The organism is Streptomyces sp. NPDC028368 (assembly GCF_055565615.1).
The window spans coordinates 325,449-342,095 of sequence record NZ_JBVHTY010000010.1 but is presented as its reverse complement, the minus strand read 5'-3'; the positions used below and the strand labels follow the sequence as shown (position 1 = coordinate 342,095).

The following is a 16,647-nucleotide window of genomic DNA, read 5'->3' as shown; positions in this document are numbered from 1 at the left end:
ACTCTATCAGATCCTCGCGGTCCTGATTTTCGCCGGTGCGTTTCCGCCTTTCGGCTTCTTCGCGTTTCCAACCTTACCAGATCCGTTTCCGTCTCTGGCCCCCTGTTGGAGCGGGGTTGGCCTTCCGGCTTTCGCTTTCCGGCCTTTCCGACTGTATCAGATCCGATTTCGTTCCGTTTCCGGTTCGAATTCAGTTCCGATTCCCTGTCGGGGTCACTACTTTAGCGGAATTCCTCGGTGACTCATAATCGAGTCTGGAATCGAATTTCGGCATGCCGAAATCGCTCCCGTTGAGGGGCCGTGCAGTAGTGGTGTGCCGCGAAGCGGCGGGATGGCTGCCTGGGGCTTGATGGGCTCCGTGGCAACTCGGAGAACACTACACGAGGGGGTGAGGTGCTTCAAACCCGTGCCGGGCGGGGGTTGGAGGGGTACTTTGGGGCGCATGACTGCGCATGCGCTTGTACAGCTGTGGTGGGCCGCCTGACGGCGGCCGAACCACTGCGCATGCATGACCACGGCCGCCGCTTCGGCGGCCGTTTGCGTATCTCCATCTCGTAGCCGGCCGGTGAGGGCGGCGGTCCCGTGTCCTGTCGACGGCGTGGACTACGTAGGGGAGAGATGGATGTTGAGTGCGCGGGCGATGAGTGGTGCCGGGCCGCGGATCTTCAGTGGGGTGAAGCCGACGGGGCATCTGACGCTGGGGAACTACCTGGGGGCGATCCGGCGGTGGGCCGAGGTGGATCAGCACCGGGCCGAGGCGTTGTTCTGTGTGGTGGATCTGCATGCCTTGACGGTGGAGCACGATCCGGCGCGGGTGCGCCGGCTGAGCCGGCAGGCGGCGACGCTGCTGCTGGCGGCGGGGCTGGATCCGGAGCGATGCACGGTGTTTGTGCAGAGCCATGTGGATGAGCATGCGCGGCTGTCGTATCTGATGGAGTGCACGGCCTCCGACGGTGAGATGCGGCGGATGGTGCAGTACAAGGAGAAGGCGGCGCAGGAGGCGGCCCGGGGTGGGAGCGTGCGGCTGTCGCTGCTGACGTATCCGGCGCTGATGGCGGCGGACATCCTGGCGTACGGGACGCAGGAGGTGCCGGTCGGGGCGGACCAGGCGCAGCATCTGGAGCTGACGCGGGATCTGGCGATGCGGTTCAACCGGCGGTACGGGGAGACGTTCGTGGTCCCGAAGGCTACGCATCCGAAGGTGGCGGCGCGGGTGATGGATCTGCAGGAGCCGACGTCGAAGATGGGGAAGTCGGAGCAGGTCAGGACCGCGGGGATCGTCTATTTGCTGGATGAGCCGGAGGTGGTGCGGAAGAAGGTGATGCGGGCGGTGACGGATGCGGGGAGTGGTGACGGTGGGAGTGGTGGTGTGGGGTACGAGCCCGGTGAGCGGCCGGGGGTGGCGAATCTTCTGGATGTGCTGGCCGCTTGTACGGGCGGGGATCCGGGGGAGCTGGCCGGGGCGTACAGCTCGTACGGGGCCTTGAAGAGGGACACGGCGGATGCGGTGGTGGAGATGCTGCGGCCGGTGCGGGAGCGGCATGCCGCCTTGGCCGCGGACCGGGGGTACGTCGATTCCGTATTGAAGGGTGGGGCCGAGCGGGCGCGGCGGATGGCGCGGCCGCGGGTGGATGCCGCGTACCGGGCCGTGGGGCTGCTGGCGTAGGTGCGGCGGGGCGGGGCGCGCGTGGTGTGGCGCCCCGCTGTCGCGTCAGCCGTTGCCCGATGCCAGTTCGCGGCTGCGGTCCCGGGCCGCCTCCAGGGCCGAGATCATCGCGGCGCGGACGCCGTGGTTTTCGAGTTCGCGGATGGCGTTGATGGTGGTGCCGGCCGGCGAGGTGACGTTCTCGCGGAGTTTTACGGGGTGTTCGCCGCTGTCGCGGAGCATGACGGCGGCGCCGATGGCGGCCTGGACGATGAGGTCGTGGGCCTTGTCGCGGGGGAGGCCGAGGAGGATGCCCGCGTCGGTCATGGCCTCGACGAGGAAGTAGAAGTAGGCCGGGCCGGAGCCGGAGAGGGCGGTGGCGGCGTCCTGCTGGCTCTCGGGGACGCGGAGGGTCTTGCCGACGGTGGAGAAGATCTCCTCGGCGAGGCTGAGGTGGGCGGCGGTGGCGTGGGTGCCGGCGGAGATGACGGACATCGCCTCGTCGACGAGGGCTGGGGTGTTCGTCATGACCCGTACGACGGGGGTGTTGGTGGCCAGGCGTTCCTCGAAGTAGGAGGTGGGGATGCCGGCGGCGCCGCTGATGACCAGGCGGTCGGTGGGGATGTGCGGGGCGAGTTCGGTCAGGAGGGTGCCCATGTCCTGCGGCTTGACGGTCAGGATGAGGGTGTCGGCGGACTTGGCGGCCTCGGGGTTGCTGACGGCCTCGACGCCGTAGCGGGCGTGGAGTTGCTCGGCGCGTTCGTGGCGGCGGGCGGTGACCAGGAGGTCGGAGGGGGCCCAGCCGCCGCGGATCATTCCGCTGAGGAGGGCTTCGCCGATCTTTCCGGTGCCGAGGACTGCAACCTTCTGGGTCATGGTGCGGGGTCACCTTCCGGTGGAGTGGGCCGTTTCGGCCATCCTCGCACCGTGGCGGGCGCGGGTACGGGTGTGGGCGTGGGACGGCGGGGGTCAGGCCGTACGCCTGCGGAGGGTGGCGGCGCCCAGTCCGAGGACCAGGAGGGCGCAGCCCGTGACGATGGCGGCGTCGCGGAGGAAGAGGCCGGTGATGTCGGGGTGGGTGAGGACCTCGTTCATACCGTCCACGGCGTAGGACATCGGGAGGACGTCGGAGAGCGCTTCCAGGGCCGGCTGCATGGCGTGGCGGGGGGTGAAGAGGCCGCAGAGGAGGAGCTGGGGCATCAGGACGGCGGGCATGAACTGGACAGCCTGGAATTCGGAGGCGGCGAAGGCCGAGACGAAGAGGCCCAGGGCGGTGCCCAGGAGGGCGTCCAGGACGGCCACCAGCAGGAGCAGCCAGGGGGAGCCGGTGACGTCGAGGCCGAGGAGCCAGACGGACAGGGCGGTGGCGAGGGCGGACTGGACGATCGCGAGCAGGCCGAAGGCGAGGGCGTAGCCGCTGATCAGGTCGGCCTTGCCGAGGGGCAGGGCCAGGAGGCGTTCCAGGGTGCCCGAGGCGCGTTCGCGGAGGGTGGCGATGGAGGTCACCAGGAACATCGTGATCATCGGGAAGATGCCGAGGAGGGAGGCGCCGATGGTGTTGAAGGTGGCCGGGTGGGCGTCGAAGACGTAGCGGAGCAGGGCGAGCAGCGCGCAGGGGACGACGAGCAGCAGCGCGATGGTGCGGGGGTCGTGGCGGAGCTGGCGCAGGACCCGGGTGGTGGTGGAGAGGGTCCGGGAGGCCGAGGGGAGGAGGGGGCCGGTGGTGGGCGTGCCGGTGGTGGGCGTGCCGGTGGTGGTGGTCATGGGGTGGGCTCCTTGGCGGATGCGGGCTGCCGGGGGCCGGTGGCCGCCGCCGTGGCCCGGTCCACGAGGTGGAGGAAGGCGGCCTCGACGGTGGCGGTACCGGTGCGGGCGCACAGGGCCTCGGGGGCCTCTCCGCCGTAGTCCGTGCGGGAGGTGCCCCCGGCCAGGAGGCGGCCCTCGCGCATCAGCAGGAGGCGGTGGCAGCGCTCGGCCTCGTCCATGACGTGGGAGGAGACGAGGAGGGTGACGTTCCGGTCGGCGGCGAGGGTGTGGAAGAGCGTCCACAGGTCGCGGCGGAGGACGGGGTCGAGGCCGACGGTGGGCTCGTCGAGGACCAGGAGCTCCGGGGTGCCGAGGAGGGCCACGGCCAGGGAGACGCGGCTGCGCTGGCCGCCGGAGAGGTTGCCGGCCAGGACGTCGGCGTGGGAGGCGAGGTCGACGTCCTCGATGGCGCGGGTGACGCGCGCGCGGCGTTCGGCGCGGGCGGCGCGGCCGGGGTGCAGTACGGCGGCGAAGTAGTCGAGGTTCTGGCGGACGGTGAGGTCGTCGTAGACGGCCGGGTCCTGGGTGACGTAGCCGATGCGGGGGCGCAGGCGGGGGTGGCCGGCGGGGCTGCCGAGGACGTCGAGGGTGCCGGTGACCTCGGCCTGGGTGCCGACGATGGCCCGCATCAGGGTGGTTTTGCCGCAGCCGGAGGGGCCGAGGAGGCCGGTGATCCGGCCGCGGGGGACGTCGAAGGCCAGGTCGTCGAGGACGGTGCGGCCGCCTCGTACGGCGGTGAGGTTGCGGGCGCGGACGGCTGGGGCGGGCGGGGCGGCTGGATCGGTTGGGGCGGGTGATCCGGCTGGGCTTGCCGATCCGGCTGGGTCTGTCGAGCCGACCGGGCCTGTCGATCCGGCTGGGTCTGGTGGATCTGCCGGGTCGCTGGAGTAATTCATCATGCGATGAATAATGCTCCGGGGTGGAGTGACCGTCAAGCGGTCGGGGGCCGGCGATCCTGACTGCGGGGCGCGTGATGGGCGGTGCCGCGCGCCGGCGGACGCCGGGGCGATCGGAGCTGATCGTTCCTTTTCGGCAGTTCCGCGTTTACATGGCGGTTACATGCCGAGTTGCGACGGAGCGTGTCCTCTTGGACACAATGGAGGGCACTGTCCAGCCACACCGAAACGCGCCGAAGGCGCCGGAACCGGAAGGGGCGAGGATGGCCGGCAGCCGACCCAGCAGCCAGATACGTGGCCTCGGCCGGTTCCTGTTGGCCGTCGTGGCCGTGGTCCTTCTGATGCCGGTCGTTGCGGGGGGGGTGTACGCGTACGGGGAGGCGAACGGCGGGGGCACAGCGGCCGCACGGTCCGCACTCGGCGAGCCCGGTCCCGGCACCCCGGCCGCCACCCTGTTGGCGCTCGATTCCCACGAGCGCCCGGAGGCCGGCGCCCATCGCTGCCGGCCCCGCCGTGGCGGGCGGTCGGCGGCCGCGGTGTCCGCACCGGCGCCGTTGACCACTCCCCTGTCGACCGCCTGCCCCGTACGGGAATCCGGCGGGCTGCCCGTGTCCGTACCGCTGACCGGGCAGCGGGCCGTGCCCCTGTCGAGATCCGGCGAGCTGCCGGTCCGGCATCACGTCTTCCGCTGCTGAGAGCTGAGCGCTGCCCCAGGGCCTTCCCCGGCCCGCGCATTCCGACGGATCCAGCCGTCACCGTCATGGCGCCGCGTCGCGCGCATCCGCATCCGCATCCGCATCCGTATGCGCATCCGCTTGCGCATCCGCGTCCGTATCCACAGCCGCCTCCGCATGCACCTCCGCATGCGTGCGGCCGCGTCGCGCGCCACCGCATCTCGTCACGCTGGAGGCAACCCTCATGCAGAAACACCGGCAGCTTTTCCCGCAGATGTCCGCGTACATATCCGCGCACCTGTCCCCGCGGCTCGCCCCGCGGATGTTCCCCATCTGGCGCGCCGACTTCACCGCGTCGCTCGTCGTCTTCCTGGTGGCCGTCCCGCTGTGTGTCGGGGTGGCCGTCGCGTCCGGGGTGCCGGCCGAGCTGGGACTGGTCACCGGGATCGTCGGGGGGCTGCTCACCGGGCTGCTGCCCGGCAGCAGTCTGCAGGTCAGCGGGCCGGCCGCCGGGCTGACCGTGCTGGTCTACGAGGCCGTGCAGGAGTACGGGCTCGGCGCGCTCGGGGCGCTGGTGCTGGCGGCGGGTGTGCTCCAGCTGGTCATGGGGGCGCTGCGGCTCGGGCGGTGGTTCCGGGCCATTTCCGTGGCGGTGGTGCAGGGGATGCTGGCGGGGATCGGGCTGGTGCTGATTGCCGGTCAGCTGTACGCCCTGGTGGATGCCAAGGCGCCCGGCAACGGACCGGCCAATGTGGGCGGGCTGCCGGGGCTCGCGATCGAGACGGCCGGGTCCGACACGGGTCTGGCGGCGCTGGCGGTGGGCACGCTGACCATCCTTGTGCTGCTGCTGTGGCCGCGCTGGCGGCGGGCGGCGGAGGCGCTGCCCGCTCCGCTGGTGGCGGTGGTGCTGGCGACGGTCGCCGTGTTCGTACTGGATCTGCCGGTGGCCCGGGTCGAGGTGCAGGGGCTGCTGGAGGCCGTACAGCCGCCGGGCGGTGCGGATTTCGCCCGGCTGGCGGAGGCGGGGGCGATCGTCGGTGTGCTGGGCACGGTGCTGGCGTTCGCGCTGATCGCGTCGGCCGAGTCGCTGTTCAGCGCGGCCGCGGTGGACCGGCTGCACGACGGGTCGCGTACCGACTACGACAAGGAGCTGATGGCGCAGGGCGCGGGCAATGCGGTCTGCGGGCTGCTCGGGGCGCTGCCGATGACCGCGGTGATCGTCCGTAGCGCCGCCAATGTGCGGGCGGGCGCGCGGACCAAGGCCTCGCGGGTGCTGCACGGCATCTGGCTGCTCGTGTTCGCGGCGGCGTTCCCGGCAGCCCTGGGGGTGGTGCCGGTCGCGGCGCTGGCCGGAGTCCTGGTGCATGCGGGCTGGAAGCTGATCCCCGTGCGCGAACTGCGGCCCCTGTGGCGGGAGCACCGCGGTGAGGCGGTGGTGCTGGCGGCGACGGCGGTGGCGATCGTGGCGACCAATATGTTCGAGGGGGTACTGCTGGGGCTGCTGATGGCCGTCGCCAAGTCGGCGTGGGAGACCTCGCACGTACATCTGGAGATCGTGGGGACGGAGGGAGCCGGCGAGACCCCCGAGTCCGGGCGGCCGCTGCGCGTACGGGCGGTCGGGTATGCCACGTTCCTGCGGCTGCCGAAGCTGCTGGACCAGTTGGAGGCGCTGCCCCGGGACCGGGAGATCGAGCTGGATCTGTCCGGGCTGCGGCATCTCGACCATGCGTGTGCGGCCGCGCTCGGCAGCTGGGCCGAGCAGCGGCGCCCGGCCGGGGCGGGAAGCGTCGGCGGAGGCGGCCGGTCCGCGGGCGGCACCCACGGATAACGGAACTCTTCGCTCCATAACGTCCGCTACCCGGAAGGGAACCGTGTTACGGCAAGAAGGGTCGTAGGGTCGGAGAACTTGCAGATCACCGACCCTGGGAGTGCTGTGACGACCCGCCGGCCCTTGCGTTATTGCGGCGCTACCGCCGCGCTGTCCGTCGCCCTGCTGCTGTCCTCCTGCACGAGCGGGGCGACAGGGGCGGCGGGCTCCGGCGGAGTGGGCGACCCGCTTTTCCCGGCGCTCGGCAACGGCGGCTATCAGGTCACCCACTACGGGCTCGGCCTCGACTACGACGTGCACAAGCGCCATCTGGACGCGACCGCCCGGATCACCGCCAAAGCCACCCAGGATCTGCGGTCCTTCCAGCTCGATCTGCAGGGGCTGAAGGTGTCCGGCGTGCAGGTCGGCGGCGAGGACGCCGACTTCTCCCGTAAGGGTCACAAGCTGACGGTCCGGCCGGCCACCGGGCTCAAGAAGGGCGCGACGTTCCGCACCACCGTCGAGTACAGCGGGACCCCGCAGGAGATGACGGACCCGGACAAGTCGAAGGAGGGGTGGGTCAAGACAGCGGACGGTGCGTTCGTCGCCGGGGAGCCGGAGGGGTCCATGGCGTGGTTCCCGGGCAACAACCACCCCGGCGACAAGGCCACCTACGACTTCACGATCACCGTGCCGAAGGGGTACACGGCCGTCGCCAACGGGGAGTTGCAGTCGAGGAAGACCGTCAAGGGCCACACGACGTTCGTCTGGCACAACGGCCTGCCGATGGCCAGCTATCTGGCGACCGCCGGCATCGGGCGGTTCCGCTTCACGGAGTCCCGTACACCCGACGGGCTGCCGCTGTACGAGGCGGTGGACCCGGCGGAGGAAGCACGCAGCAAGAAGGCGCTGAGCCGGCTGCCGGAGATCATCAAGTGGGAGCAGGGGCTGTTCGGCCCGTACCCCTTCCGCTCCGCCGGCGCGATCGTGGACAACACCCCGCCGCGGGTCGACTGGCTGGCCCTGGAGACCCAGACAAAGCCGATCTACGCGGGGGCTCCGGACACCGTGACCGTGGTGCACGAGATGTCCCACCAGTGGTACGGCGACTCGGTCACGCCGAAGACCTGGCAGGACGCCTGGCTCAACGAGAGCTTCGCGACCTACACCGAGTGGCTGTGGCAGGAGCGCGAGGGCGGCAAGACGCCCCAGGAGCAGTTCGACAAGCTCTACCGGAAGGGCCCGAAGGACGAGCTCTGGGACTTCCCGCCGGGCAAGCCGGGCAAGGCGAAGAACGTGACCGGGGATCCCGTCTACTACCGCGGCGCCATGGTGCTGCAGCAGCTGCGGGACGCCGTCGGCGACAAGACGTTCTTCAAGATCCTCAAGGAGTGGCCCGCCAAGTACCGGTACGGCAATGCCGATGCGGCGGACTTCATCGCCTTCTGCCAGGCGCGGACGGACAAGGATCTCAAGGAGCTCTTCGACGTGTGGCTGTACGGGAAGGGCAAGCCGGACCGGACGTTCTGAGACCCGGACGTGCCGCCCGTTCGCTCCTTTGCCTCGTATCCGGCGCCCCGCCGGCCGCGGCCTGCCTCTAGGACGGCTCGGCCGGGCGGAGTGTGACAGTGAGGTCGACCCCGTACTCCTCCTGGACGATGCCGTCCGGGAAGACCTCCAGGAGGGCGGCCCGTTCGTCCTCCAGGATGGCGGCGACGGTCGCGCGGTCGGTGACGGCGAACTGCGAATGGCTGCCGAGCATCGCGAGATGGGTGTCGAGGGAGACCGGCCGGGTCCAGTCCGCCGCCCGGAACGCGGGCCGCAGGCCGTGGCGGCGGAAGAGGGTGTCGGGGTCGTCCGTGATGCGGTGGCGGTCGTAGCGGGGCAGCCGCCGGGCGAGCCGGGCGTCCTGGTCGGCGGCCCAGCCGGTGTCCCGGTGGGGGGTGTTCCACCAGAGGGCGAGCGCGCCGCCGGGCCGCAGCACCCGCATGGCCTCCGGGACCGAGCGCGCCGGGTCGGTCCAGTGCCAGGCCTGGGCGTAACAGACGAGGTCGAAGGCCGCGGCGTCGGAGAACGGCAGGGCGTCACCGAGGGCACGGACCAGCGGGGTGGCGGGGAGGTCGGCGCGCAGCCGGTCCGCCATTCCCGCGCCCGGTTCGACAGCGGTGACCTGGGCGCCGCGCGCGGCGAGCAGTCCGGTGGCGATGCCGGTTCCGGCGCCGACGTCCAGCACCCGGGCCCCTTCGAGGGAGCGGCCGGCCAGCTCCTCGATCGCGTCGAAGAGTTCCGGGGGATAGCCGGGGCGGGCTGCGGCGTACTGGGCGGCCACCGTGTCGAAGGAGCGGGCGCGGGCGGCGTGGGTGGCGGGCTGGGGTGGGTGGTCTTGGTGGGGGTGGTGGGGCATACGCGTCATCGTGCCTGCGGTACGGGGCGGGTGCCCGGGAATTACTCACGCTTTGCCCCTCCGACCGATGGGATCCGGCCAGAGGGGCAACAGGGGCGTAAGCGCCACGACATCGCCGGTGAGTTGCACTGCGATGCGGTACGGATTTCGGGCGGGCGTCCCGAGCGTTTGAGCGTTGCCGCGCGGTATGCCGCCGAGGCGGGTCTCGAGGTGTGGTTCGCGCCGTTTCCGGTGGATCTCGGGCCCGAGGAGCTGCTGCCGTTCTTCGCGGATTGCGCGGAGCGGGCGGAGAACGTTCGGGCGGACGGCACCGAGGTGGTGTTTGTCGCCGGGTGCGAGCTGAGCGCTTTTTGCCACGGTTTCCTTCCCGGGGAGACATACGCCGACCGGCTGCAGGCAATGGTCACCGCCGATATGGACTGGTGGCTGTCGCTGGCGCCGGTAAAGGAACGGCTCAATGCATTTCTAGCGGAGACGGCGGAAACGGTCCGGGCGCCCTTCGGTGGCCGGATCACCTATGCCTCGGGGCCCTGGGAGTCGGTCGACTGGGCGCCGTTCGATGTCGTCGGCGTGGACGCGTACCGGGCCGCGTACAACGCCGGCACCTTCCGGGACGAGCTGCGCGGGCACTTCGCGCACGGCAAGCCGGTCGCGGTGACCGAGTACGGCACCTGTGCCTACCGGGGCGCGGGCCAACTGGGCGGAATGGCCTGGCAGCCGCCGCGGGACGCGGTGCCGGACGAGGGCGAGCAGGTACGCGCGGGGCGGGGACGGCACACCGTAGCGGCGGGCCGGACGCCGTAACGGACCGGACGCTCTGGCCGGCCGCACGCCTTAGCGGCGCTTCTTGCCCTTCGGCTTGGACTTCTTCGCGGCCGGGTTGCCGGTGCGGGCGTCGCGCCGCCGTGCGTGGCGTTCGCGGGCCGATGCGTACTCGGCGCGGCGCAGCTTCTCGCCGGGGGCCTCGACAAGGCTGCGGCAGAAGTAGGCCAGGAGCGAGCCGATGAAGCCGATGAGCATCAGGCTCTGCCCGGATGTGTCGGCGGCGCTCTCGGTGGAGGGGTCGGGGCGCCGGGCGAAGCCTTCCCAGGTGCGGCGGAAGGCGAGGGCGCTGCAGACGGCGAAGCCGCCGACGACGAGGATGCTGACGAGCGGGCCGATGTTGCCGAATTCCAGGCCCTGGAAGGCGAAGCGCAGGACGAGCGCGCCGGCCGCGGCGAGCGCGAGGGAGCCCACCGCGACGGCGGCCCGGCGCAGGGCGTAGCCGCCGTCGTGATGGACCCAGGTGGTGCCGAAGAACCGGATCGCCTCCGGCTCCGGGCCGCCGTGCTCGGGGCCGCCGCGCTCCGGGCCGCCCTGGTCGTTGCCGCCGGGCACCGTCCGCTCATCGCTCATGGCATCGATTATCCCCGGCGGCCCACCGCTCTCAGCTGGTGCAGCTCGGTGCGACCGGCCCGTTACTGCCCGTCCGCACATAGGCATCGGAGACGTACTGGCCGGGTGCGATGTTGTCCCAGATGTCGGTGGTGCCGTAGGGGCCGCTCACCCGCTGGCCGTGCCGCTGGCAGTGGATCTCGACCCAGGCGCCGTCCGCCAGCTGCCGGACGACCGCGGCGCTGGTGCTGGGGCCCTTGCGGACCTTGACCCGGTAGCCGGGCGCGACGCGGAAGGAGCGGCGGGTGGCCGCCTGGACGGTCGCCGCGCCGCCGTCGGCGCCACTGGCCGTGCCGTCGCCCCTGCCACTGCCCGTGCCGGTGTCCTCGGGGCCGTCCACGGAGCCGTCCATGTCGTCGTCCAGGTCGCCGACGATCGCGTCCAGATCCAGGTAGCGCTGATGCTCCTGTGCGGTCATTTCGTGTTCCCCCGTTGGTGACTGATGCGTTGCCTGTCGATGCCCACGACGCAGGGCATTTTCGGACGTGCAACGCGCACGCTAGCAAGCCTCGTTCATCTCGTACGTGTCATCGACTAGGCTCCGCGCGTCGCACCTGCGACCGAATTGCACGGGGAATGTCACGGGGGTGGAACGATGCCGCCGCTGCGTGATTCCGGGGCCGGCCCGGAAGCGGAGCGTCCGGAGTACGCCGGGCACTATCGCCTGGAGGCTCGGCTGGGCTCCGGCGGTATGGGCGTGGTGCATTTGGCGCGTTCGTCCTCCGGGCTCCAGCTCGCGGTCAAGGTCATCCACGCCGAATTCGCCCAGGACCCGGAGTTCCGGGGGCGGTTCCGGCAGGAGGTGGCGGCCGCACGGCGGGTCAGCGGGGCCTTCACGGCGCCGGTCGTGGACGCCGATCCGGACGCCGAGCGGCCCTGGATGGCGACCTTGCACATTCCCAGCCCGACCCTTTCCGACCATGTGAAACGGAACGGCCCGATGTCGCCCGCCGAGGTACGCCGGCTGGCTTCCGGCCTCGCCGAGGCGCTGCGCGACATCCATCGCGCCGGGGTCGTACACCGCGATCTCAAGCCCGGGAATGTGCTACTGGCCGCCGACGGACCGAAAGTTATCGACTTCGGGATTTCGCGGCCGTCCGACAGCGAAATGCGCACCGAGACCGGCAAGTTGATCGGTACGCCGCCGTTCATGGCGCCCGAGCAGTTCCAGCGGCCGCGCGAGGTGGGCCCGGCGGCGGATGTGTTCGCGCTGGGGTCGGTGCTGGTGCACGCGGCGACCGGGAGCGGCCCGTTCGACTCGGAGAGCCCGTATCTGGTCGCGTATCAGGTGGTGCACGACGAGGCGGATCTGGCGGGCGTGCCGCAGGAGCTGGCGCCGTTGATCGGGAGCTGTCTGGCGAAGGATCCGGCGGACCGGCCGACGCCGGGCGAGCTGATGGAACTGCTGCACACCGAGATGCACACCGAAGTGCATCTCGAACTCCCCACCTTCACCACCGGGACGCCGGACCGGCCGCCCGCGGCGGATCCCCTGACCGCCGCGCGGATCCCGGCCCAGCGGCAGCCGGTCCGCGCCGCGGCCGCCCCGTCCCGCGCCGAGGCCACGCATGTCCGCTCCGGCCGGGCGCGTACGGCCGGACCGCCCAACGACGCGCACACCGATCCGGAAGCCCGCCCCGCCCCGAAGGCGCGCCGCTGGGCTCTCTGGGCCGCCGTGGCGCTGCTCGTCGCCGGGGCCGGGGCGTTCGCGGGCGTGCGGGCGCTGTCGTCCGGGGGGCCGGGGCTGGAGGTCCATCCGTCGCCGGCCGCCCACACCGACGCGCGGCCCTGGCACACCACGCTCCTCGAGCGCCCCGACGGCCACCGCTCCGAGATGCCGTTCTGCACGGCCGGCTCCGGCGCCGTCTTCTGCGTCCAGTCCGGGATCCGGGCCGCCCGCCTCGACGCGGACACCGGGCGCACCGCATGGCGGCGTACCGGCAAGGTCAATGCCACCCTCGATACGCCGCCGACCACGCCGGTGCTCTCGGGCGGCCTGCTGTACGTCTGGACGCCCGACAACCGGCGTCTGGAGGCGCTCGATCCGTCGGCCAAGGGGAAGGGCGCCACCCGCTGGAGCCAGGACCTGTCCGGGTACGAAGGCGGCGCGGTCGTCGTCGGCGACCGTGTGCTGCTCAGCGCCGGGGACGGCACGGTGACCGCGCTGGACAGCGCCACCCATCAGCGGCGCTGGCGCAAGCGCTTCCCCAAGCACACCCCGCCGACGTTCGTCTCGTACGGGGACGCCCGCACCGCCTACGCCGTCGGCCTGACCCCCGACAGCACCGGTACCCAGATCACCGCCGTCGCCCCGGAGGACGGCGCGGTCCGCTGGGAGCGACGACTGCCCGGCTCGCTGACCCCGGCCGGCGTCGGCTCCTCCGGCGCGCTCTACTTCACCGCCGCCGACCCCCAGCACCCCTTCACCACCACCGCCGTCGTCCGCTACGACCCGCACACCCGGCGCACCCGCCGCATCCCGCTGAAGGCGCCGCTCGACGGCTCCGTGACCGCCGTGGTGCGCGGCGAGACGGTCTATGTGCTCGCCGAAGGCGGCTCGCTGCAGGCCGTCGGGGAGCGCACATGGGACACCGAGACCTCTTCGGTCAGCCGGGGCTCGGCGCTCGTGGTGAGCGGCGACCGGCTGTATTTCACCGTGGCGGACGGACGGCTGCTGGCCGTCGACGCCCGGTCCGGCTCGCTGCTCGGGCAGACCACGCCGCGGCTGGCGGCCAACCGGCACAACGGCTTCCTGGAGATCCTGCCCGCTCCGGTGGTGGACCTCCGCCACGGCCGGATCTACGCGGCGGGGCCGGACGGGACGGTCTTCGCCGTGGGGACGAAGGACCCGGCGGGCTGGTGACCGCCGGGCCCGCCCCGTGCCTCAGGCCGGGATGGTCTCGGGCTCCGGCGGGCAGGAGCCCCCACTCCCGTCCGGCCTCCTGGGGGCTCCCGGCGCGTCAGGGGTTGCCGGTCACCTCGAAGCCCGCCCCATAGACGTTGTGCTTGGGGTCGGCGGTCTCGCGGGCCCGCAGATCGGCCAGGATGTTCGCCGAGCTGGTGTAGTTGTACGGCGGCCACTGGAGAGTGATGGCCTTGGTGATTCCGGCCCAAGGACCGGAGGCCTGGAAGTTGTTGGACTGGGACGGCAGTTCGGTGCCCGGAACGTGCCAGATCACCGGGCCGCCCGAATCCCCCGCCTTGTTCGGGGCCGGGGCCCGGTAGATGCCGTTGTCGTTGTTGAGGACGGTGCCGTACCACACGCCCGTCTGCCCTGAGGTGATGATCTCGTTGTCGCCGGTCGTCAGCAGCCGCTCATTGTCGAGCGCGGGCTTCTGCGCATTCGGGCTGACCGGGCCCTTCGGGTACTTCAGCACACCGGTCTGCTTCAGATACGGCCCCTGGGCGGAGAGCGTCACCTTCGGAAGCAGCTCAATGACCATGTAGTCCTTGGTGGCATGGCCCGTTTGCGAACCCTCGGGGTCCTTGAAGTAGCGCACATAGCCGATCGGGCCGGACTTCATGTCGTTCCGGTCGGAGACGGGGATGACGTTCTCCGGGAGGTCACGGTCCGCGTACTTCCCGGACTTGTCGGCGATGCAGTGGCCGGCCGAAATGGCTATTTTGCGCTGGTGGTCGTCGGTGCCCACGGCTCCGATGGTGCAGAAGAGATCAGGAGAGTTCGGGGGGAACGCGATGTGCATGCCGTTGTAGATGCGTTTGCTCTGCTCGGCCTGGCCGGAGCGGGTGTCGGCCTGTGCGGTGGCTGCGCCTACGGACCCGGTGAGCACCAGGGCCAGGGCGAGGCCCGGTAATTTCCTGAATTTGCTGATCACGCGTTATGCCTTTCGTCCGGGATGGCAAGCATTAAGCGGGCAGGAAGCCTCAGTAGAGCAGAAAGCCCCCACTCGCGCGGGGGCTTTCATCGGGGTTCTATTGGGGTTTCATTGGGCTTTCATGGCGGCTTTCACGGGGGTTCCGTGGAAGCCTTTACGGGGCTTTCGCGGCTCGCCCGGCTCAGCGGGGCTACGTCACCCGTGCACCACTTGCGGACCGGGCGGCCTCAGCCGAGCTTGCTCACATCGCGGACCGCGCCCTTGTCGGCGCTGGTCGCCATGGCCGCGTACGCGCGCAGCGCCTGGGAGACCTTGCGCTCGCGCTGCTTGGGCGCGTAGACGCCGCCGAGGGCCTCGCGGCGGGCCGCCAACTCCTCGTCGTCCACGAGGAGTTCGATCGACCGGCCCGGGATGTCGATACGGATCCGGTCGCCGTCCTCGACGAGCGCGATGGTGCCGCCGGACGCCGCCTCGGGCGAGGCATGGCCGATGGAGAGGCCGGACGTGCCGCCGGAGAAGCGGCCGTCGGTGACCAGGGCGCAGGCCTTGCCCAGACCGCGGCCCTTGAGGAAGGACGTCGGGTAGAGCATCTCCTGCATGCCGGGGCCGCCCTTGGGGCCCTCGTAGCGGATGACGACGACGTCGCCTTCCTTGATCTGCTTGGTGAGGATCTTGTCGACGGCCTCATCCTGCGATTCGCAGACCACGGCCGGGCCCTCGAAGGTCCAGATGGACTCGTCGACGCCGGCGGTCTTCACGACGCAGCCGTCCTCGGCGATGTTGCCCTTGAGGACCGCGAGGCCGCCGTCCTGGGAGTAGGCGTGCTCGACGGAACGGATGCAGCCGCCCTCGGCGTCCACGTCCAGCGACGCCCAGCGCTCGGACTGGGAGAAGGCGGTCGCCGAGCGCTTGCAGCCGGGGGCCGCGTGCCACAGCTCCACGGCCTCGTCGGACGGTGAACCGCCGCGCACGTCCCAGGTCTTGAGGTGTTCGGCGAGCGAGGGGGAGTGGACGGAGTGCACGTCTTCGTTGAGCAGTCCGCCGCGGTAGAGCTCACCGAGGATGGCGGGGATGCCGCCGGCGCGGTGCACATCCTCCATGTAGTACGTGCCGCCGGGGGCCACGTTCGGCGCGACCTTCGCCAGGCAGGGGACCCGGCGCGAGATCGCGTCCATGTCCGTGAGGCCGTAGTCGAGCTCGGCCTCCTGGGCGGCGGCGAGCAGATGCAGGATGGTGTTGGTGGAGCCGCCCATCGCGATGTCGAGCGCCATGGCGTTCTCGAAGGCCTCGTGGGTGGCGATGTTGCGCGGCAGGACGGACTCGTCGCCGTCCTCGTAGTAGCGCTTGGTGATCTCCACGACCGTACGGCCGGCGTTCTCGTAGAGCGCCTTACGGGCGGTGTGGGTGGCGAGCACCGAGCCGTTGCCCGGCAGCGAGAGGCCGATGGCCTCGGTGAGGCAGTTCATCGAGTTGGCGGTGAACATGCCGGAGCAGGAACCGCAGGTGGGACAGGCGTTCTCCTCGATGCGGAGGACGTCCTCGTCGGAGACGTTGTCGTTGACCGCGTCGACGATGGCGTTGATCAGGTCGAGCTTGCGGACCGTGCCGTCGACGAGGGTGGCCTGGCCGGCCTCCATCGGGCCGCCGGAGACGAAGACCACCGGGATGTTCAGGCGCATCGCGGCCATCAGCATGCCGGGGGTGATCTTGTCGCAGTTGGAGATGCAGATCAGCGCGTCCGCGCAGTGCGCCTCGACCATGTACTCGACCGAGTCCGCGATCAGGTCGCGGGAGGGCAGGGAGTACAGCATGCCGCCGTGGCCCATGGCGATGCCGTCGTCGACCGCGATGGTGTTGAACTCGCGGGGCACCGCGCCCGCGGCCCGGATGGCGTCGGAGACGATCCGGCCGACCGGCGCGAGGTGGGTGTGACCGGGCACGAACTCGGTGAAGGAGTTGGCGACCGCGACAATCGGCTTACCGATGTCCTCGCTCGCTACACCCGAGGCCCGCATAAGGGCGCGGGCGCCCGCCATGTTGCGGCCATGGGTAACGGTGCGGGACCTCAGATCGGGCACGATGGTCACTCCCTCGGGATACGTACGTCCAGCGGTCGGCGCCCTACAGCAGTGGCGTCATACAGCA

General features: G+C 71.0%; 14 protein-coding genes. 6 read left to right on the top strand and 8 right to left on the bottom strand.

The window, feature by feature from the left end; translation table 11 throughout:
* The first annotated feature begins 622 nt into the window (after positions 1-622).
* The gene (gene trpS / locus ACZ4S3_RS24490) at positions 623-1,666 is read left to right on the top strand and encodes a tryptophan--tRNA ligase (RefSeq protein WP_467937561.1); all 1,044 of its coding nucleotides are present in this window, start codon (positions 623-625) and stop codon (positions 1,664-1,666) included.
* 45 nt (positions 1,667-1,711) lie between these two features.
* Here the strand turns inward: trpS and proC are convergent, their stop codons facing one another.
* From proC to ACZ4S3_RS24475, 3 genes are all read right to left on the bottom strand, one after another.
* Positions 1,712-2,521: a pyrroline-5-carboxylate reductase gene (proC, locus tag ACZ4S3_RS24485; protein ID WP_467937559.1), complete on the bottom strand. Its 810-nt coding sequence runs from the start codon at positions 2,519-2,521 to the stop codon at positions 1,712-1,714.
* Positions 2,522-2,614: 93 nt separating this feature from the next.
* On the bottom strand, positions 2,615-3,409 hold the full coding sequence (locus ACZ4S3_RS24480; protein WP_467937557.1) for an ABC transporter permease: 795 nt from the start codon (positions 3,407-3,409) through the stop codon (positions 2,615-2,617).
* On the bottom strand, positions 3,406-4,350 hold the full coding sequence (locus tag ACZ4S3_RS24475; protein ID WP_467937555.1) for an ABC transporter ATP-binding protein: 945 nt from the start codon (positions 4,348-4,350) through the stop codon (positions 3,406-3,408). Before ACZ4S3_RS24475 ends, ACZ4S3_RS24480 begins: the two co-directional genes overlap by 4 nt.
* Before the next feature lie 260 nt (positions 4,351-4,610).
* Between ACZ4S3_RS24475 and ACZ4S3_RS24470 the strand changes: the two genes are divergently transcribed.
* The 3 genes from ACZ4S3_RS24470 to ACZ4S3_RS24460 all read left to right on the top strand — a co-directional run bounded on the left by ACZ4S3_RS24470 (position 4,611) and on the right by ACZ4S3_RS24460 (position 8,358).
* On the top strand, positions 4,611-5,042 hold the full coding sequence (locus tag ACZ4S3_RS24470) for a hypothetical protein (RefSeq protein WP_467937553.1): 432 nt from the start codon (positions 4,611-4,613) through the stop codon (positions 5,040-5,042).
* 301 nt (positions 5,043-5,343) lie between these two features.
* Positions 5,344-6,849 carry a SulP family inorganic anion transporter gene (locus ACZ4S3_RS24465; RefSeq protein ID WP_467937602.1) on the top strand — a complete coding sequence of 502 codons (1,506 nt, stop codon included), beginning with the start codon at positions 5,344-5,346 and terminating at the stop codon, positions 6,847-6,849.
* Positions 6,850-6,954: 105 nt separating this feature from the next.
* Positions 6,955-8,358, top strand: a complete 1,404-nt coding sequence (locus tag ACZ4S3_RS24460) for a M1 family metallopeptidase (protein ID WP_467937551.1) — start codon at positions 6,955-6,957, stop codon at positions 8,356-8,358.
* Between the two features lie 67 nt (positions 8,359-8,425).
* Here the strand turns inward: ACZ4S3_RS24460 and ACZ4S3_RS24455 are convergent, their stop codons facing one another.
* Positions 8,426-9,232, bottom strand: coding sequence for a class I SAM-dependent methyltransferase (locus ACZ4S3_RS24455; RefSeq protein WP_467937549.1), 807 nt, complete (start codon positions 9,230-9,232; stop codon positions 8,426-8,428).
* Between the two features lie 168 nt (positions 9,233-9,400).
* Here ACZ4S3_RS24455 and ACZ4S3_RS24450 point away from each other — a divergent pair, with 168 nt between their 5' ends.
* Positions 9,401-10,036 carry a hypothetical protein gene (locus ACZ4S3_RS24450; RefSeq protein WP_467937547.1) on the top strand — a complete coding sequence of 212 codons (636 nt, stop codon included), beginning with the start codon at positions 9,401-9,403 and terminating at the stop codon, positions 10,034-10,036.
* Positions 10,037-10,066: 30 nt separating this feature from the next.
* Here ACZ4S3_RS24450 and ACZ4S3_RS24445 read toward each other — a convergent pair whose 3' ends face one another.
* On the bottom strand, positions 10,067-10,627 hold the full coding sequence (locus ACZ4S3_RS24445) for a hypothetical protein (RefSeq protein ID WP_467937545.1): 561 nt from the start codon (positions 10,625-10,627) through the stop codon (positions 10,067-10,069).
* A gap of 31 nt (positions 10,628-10,658) precedes the next feature.
* Positions 10,659-11,018, bottom strand: coding sequence for a hypothetical protein (locus ACZ4S3_RS24440; RefSeq protein WP_467937600.1), 360 nt, complete (start codon positions 11,016-11,018; stop codon positions 10,659-10,661).
* Positions 11,019-11,261: 243 nt separating this feature from the next.
* Here ACZ4S3_RS24440 and ACZ4S3_RS24435 point away from each other — a divergent pair, with 243 nt between their 5' ends.
* Entirely contained in the window at positions 11,262-13,529 is a 2,268-nt protein-coding gene (locus ACZ4S3_RS24435) for a serine/threonine-protein kinase (protein ID WP_467937543.1), read from the top strand.
* Between the two features lie 97 nt (positions 13,530-13,626).
* Here ACZ4S3_RS24435 and ACZ4S3_RS24430 read toward each other — a convergent pair whose 3' ends face one another.
* Entirely contained in the window at positions 13,627-14,502 is an 876-nt protein-coding gene (locus ACZ4S3_RS24430) for a chymotrypsin family serine protease (RefSeq protein WP_467937541.1), read from the bottom strand.
* A 227-nt stretch (positions 14,503-14,729) separates the two neighbouring features.
* Complete coding sequence (gene ilvD / locus ACZ4S3_RS24425; RefSeq protein ID WP_467937539.1) at positions 14,730-16,580, bottom strand: dihydroxy-acid dehydratase; 1,851 nt, start codon at positions 16,578-16,580, stop codon at positions 14,730-14,732.
* Positions 16,581-16,647: the final 67 nt, after the last annotated feature.

Bases quoted from the DNA above. Each gene is read 5' to 3' on its own strand.
- trpS (WP_467937561.1), top strand. From the start codon at position 623: ATGTTGAGTGCGCGGGCGATGAGTGGTGCCGGGCCGCGGATCTTCAGT.
- proC (WP_467937559.1), bottom strand. From the start codon at position 2,521: ATGACCCAGAAGGTTGCAGTCCTCGGCACCGGAAAGATCGGCGAAGCC.
- ACZ4S3_RS24480 (WP_467937557.1), bottom strand. From the start codon at position 3,409: ATGACCACCACCACCGGCACGCCCACCACCGGCACGCCCACCACCGGC.
- ACZ4S3_RS24475 (WP_467937555.1), bottom strand. From the start codon at position 4,350: ATGATGAATTACTCCAGCGACCCGGCAGATCCACCAGACCCAGCCGGA.
- ACZ4S3_RS24470 (WP_467937553.1), top strand. From the start codon at position 4,611: ATGGCCGGCAGCCGACCCAGCAGCCAGATACGTGGCCTCGGCCGGTTC.
- ACZ4S3_RS24465 (WP_467937602.1), top strand. From the start codon at position 5,344: ATGTTCCCCATCTGGCGCGCCGACTTCACCGCGTCGCTCGTCGTCTTC.
- ACZ4S3_RS24455 (WP_467937549.1), bottom strand. From the start codon at position 9,232: ATGCCCCACCACCCCCACCAAGACCACCCACCCCAGCCCGCCACCCAC.
- ACZ4S3_RS24445 (WP_467937545.1), bottom strand. From the start codon at position 10,627: ATGAGCGATGAGCGGACGGTGCCCGGCGGCAACGACCAGGGCGGCCCG.
- ACZ4S3_RS24440 (WP_467937600.1), bottom strand. From the start codon at position 11,018: ATGGACGGCTCCGTGGACGGCCCCGAGGACACCGGCACGGGCAGTGGC.
- ACZ4S3_RS24435 (WP_467937543.1), top strand. From the start codon at position 11,262: ATGCCGCCGCTGCGTGATTCCGGGGCCGGCCCGGAAGCGGAGCGTCCG.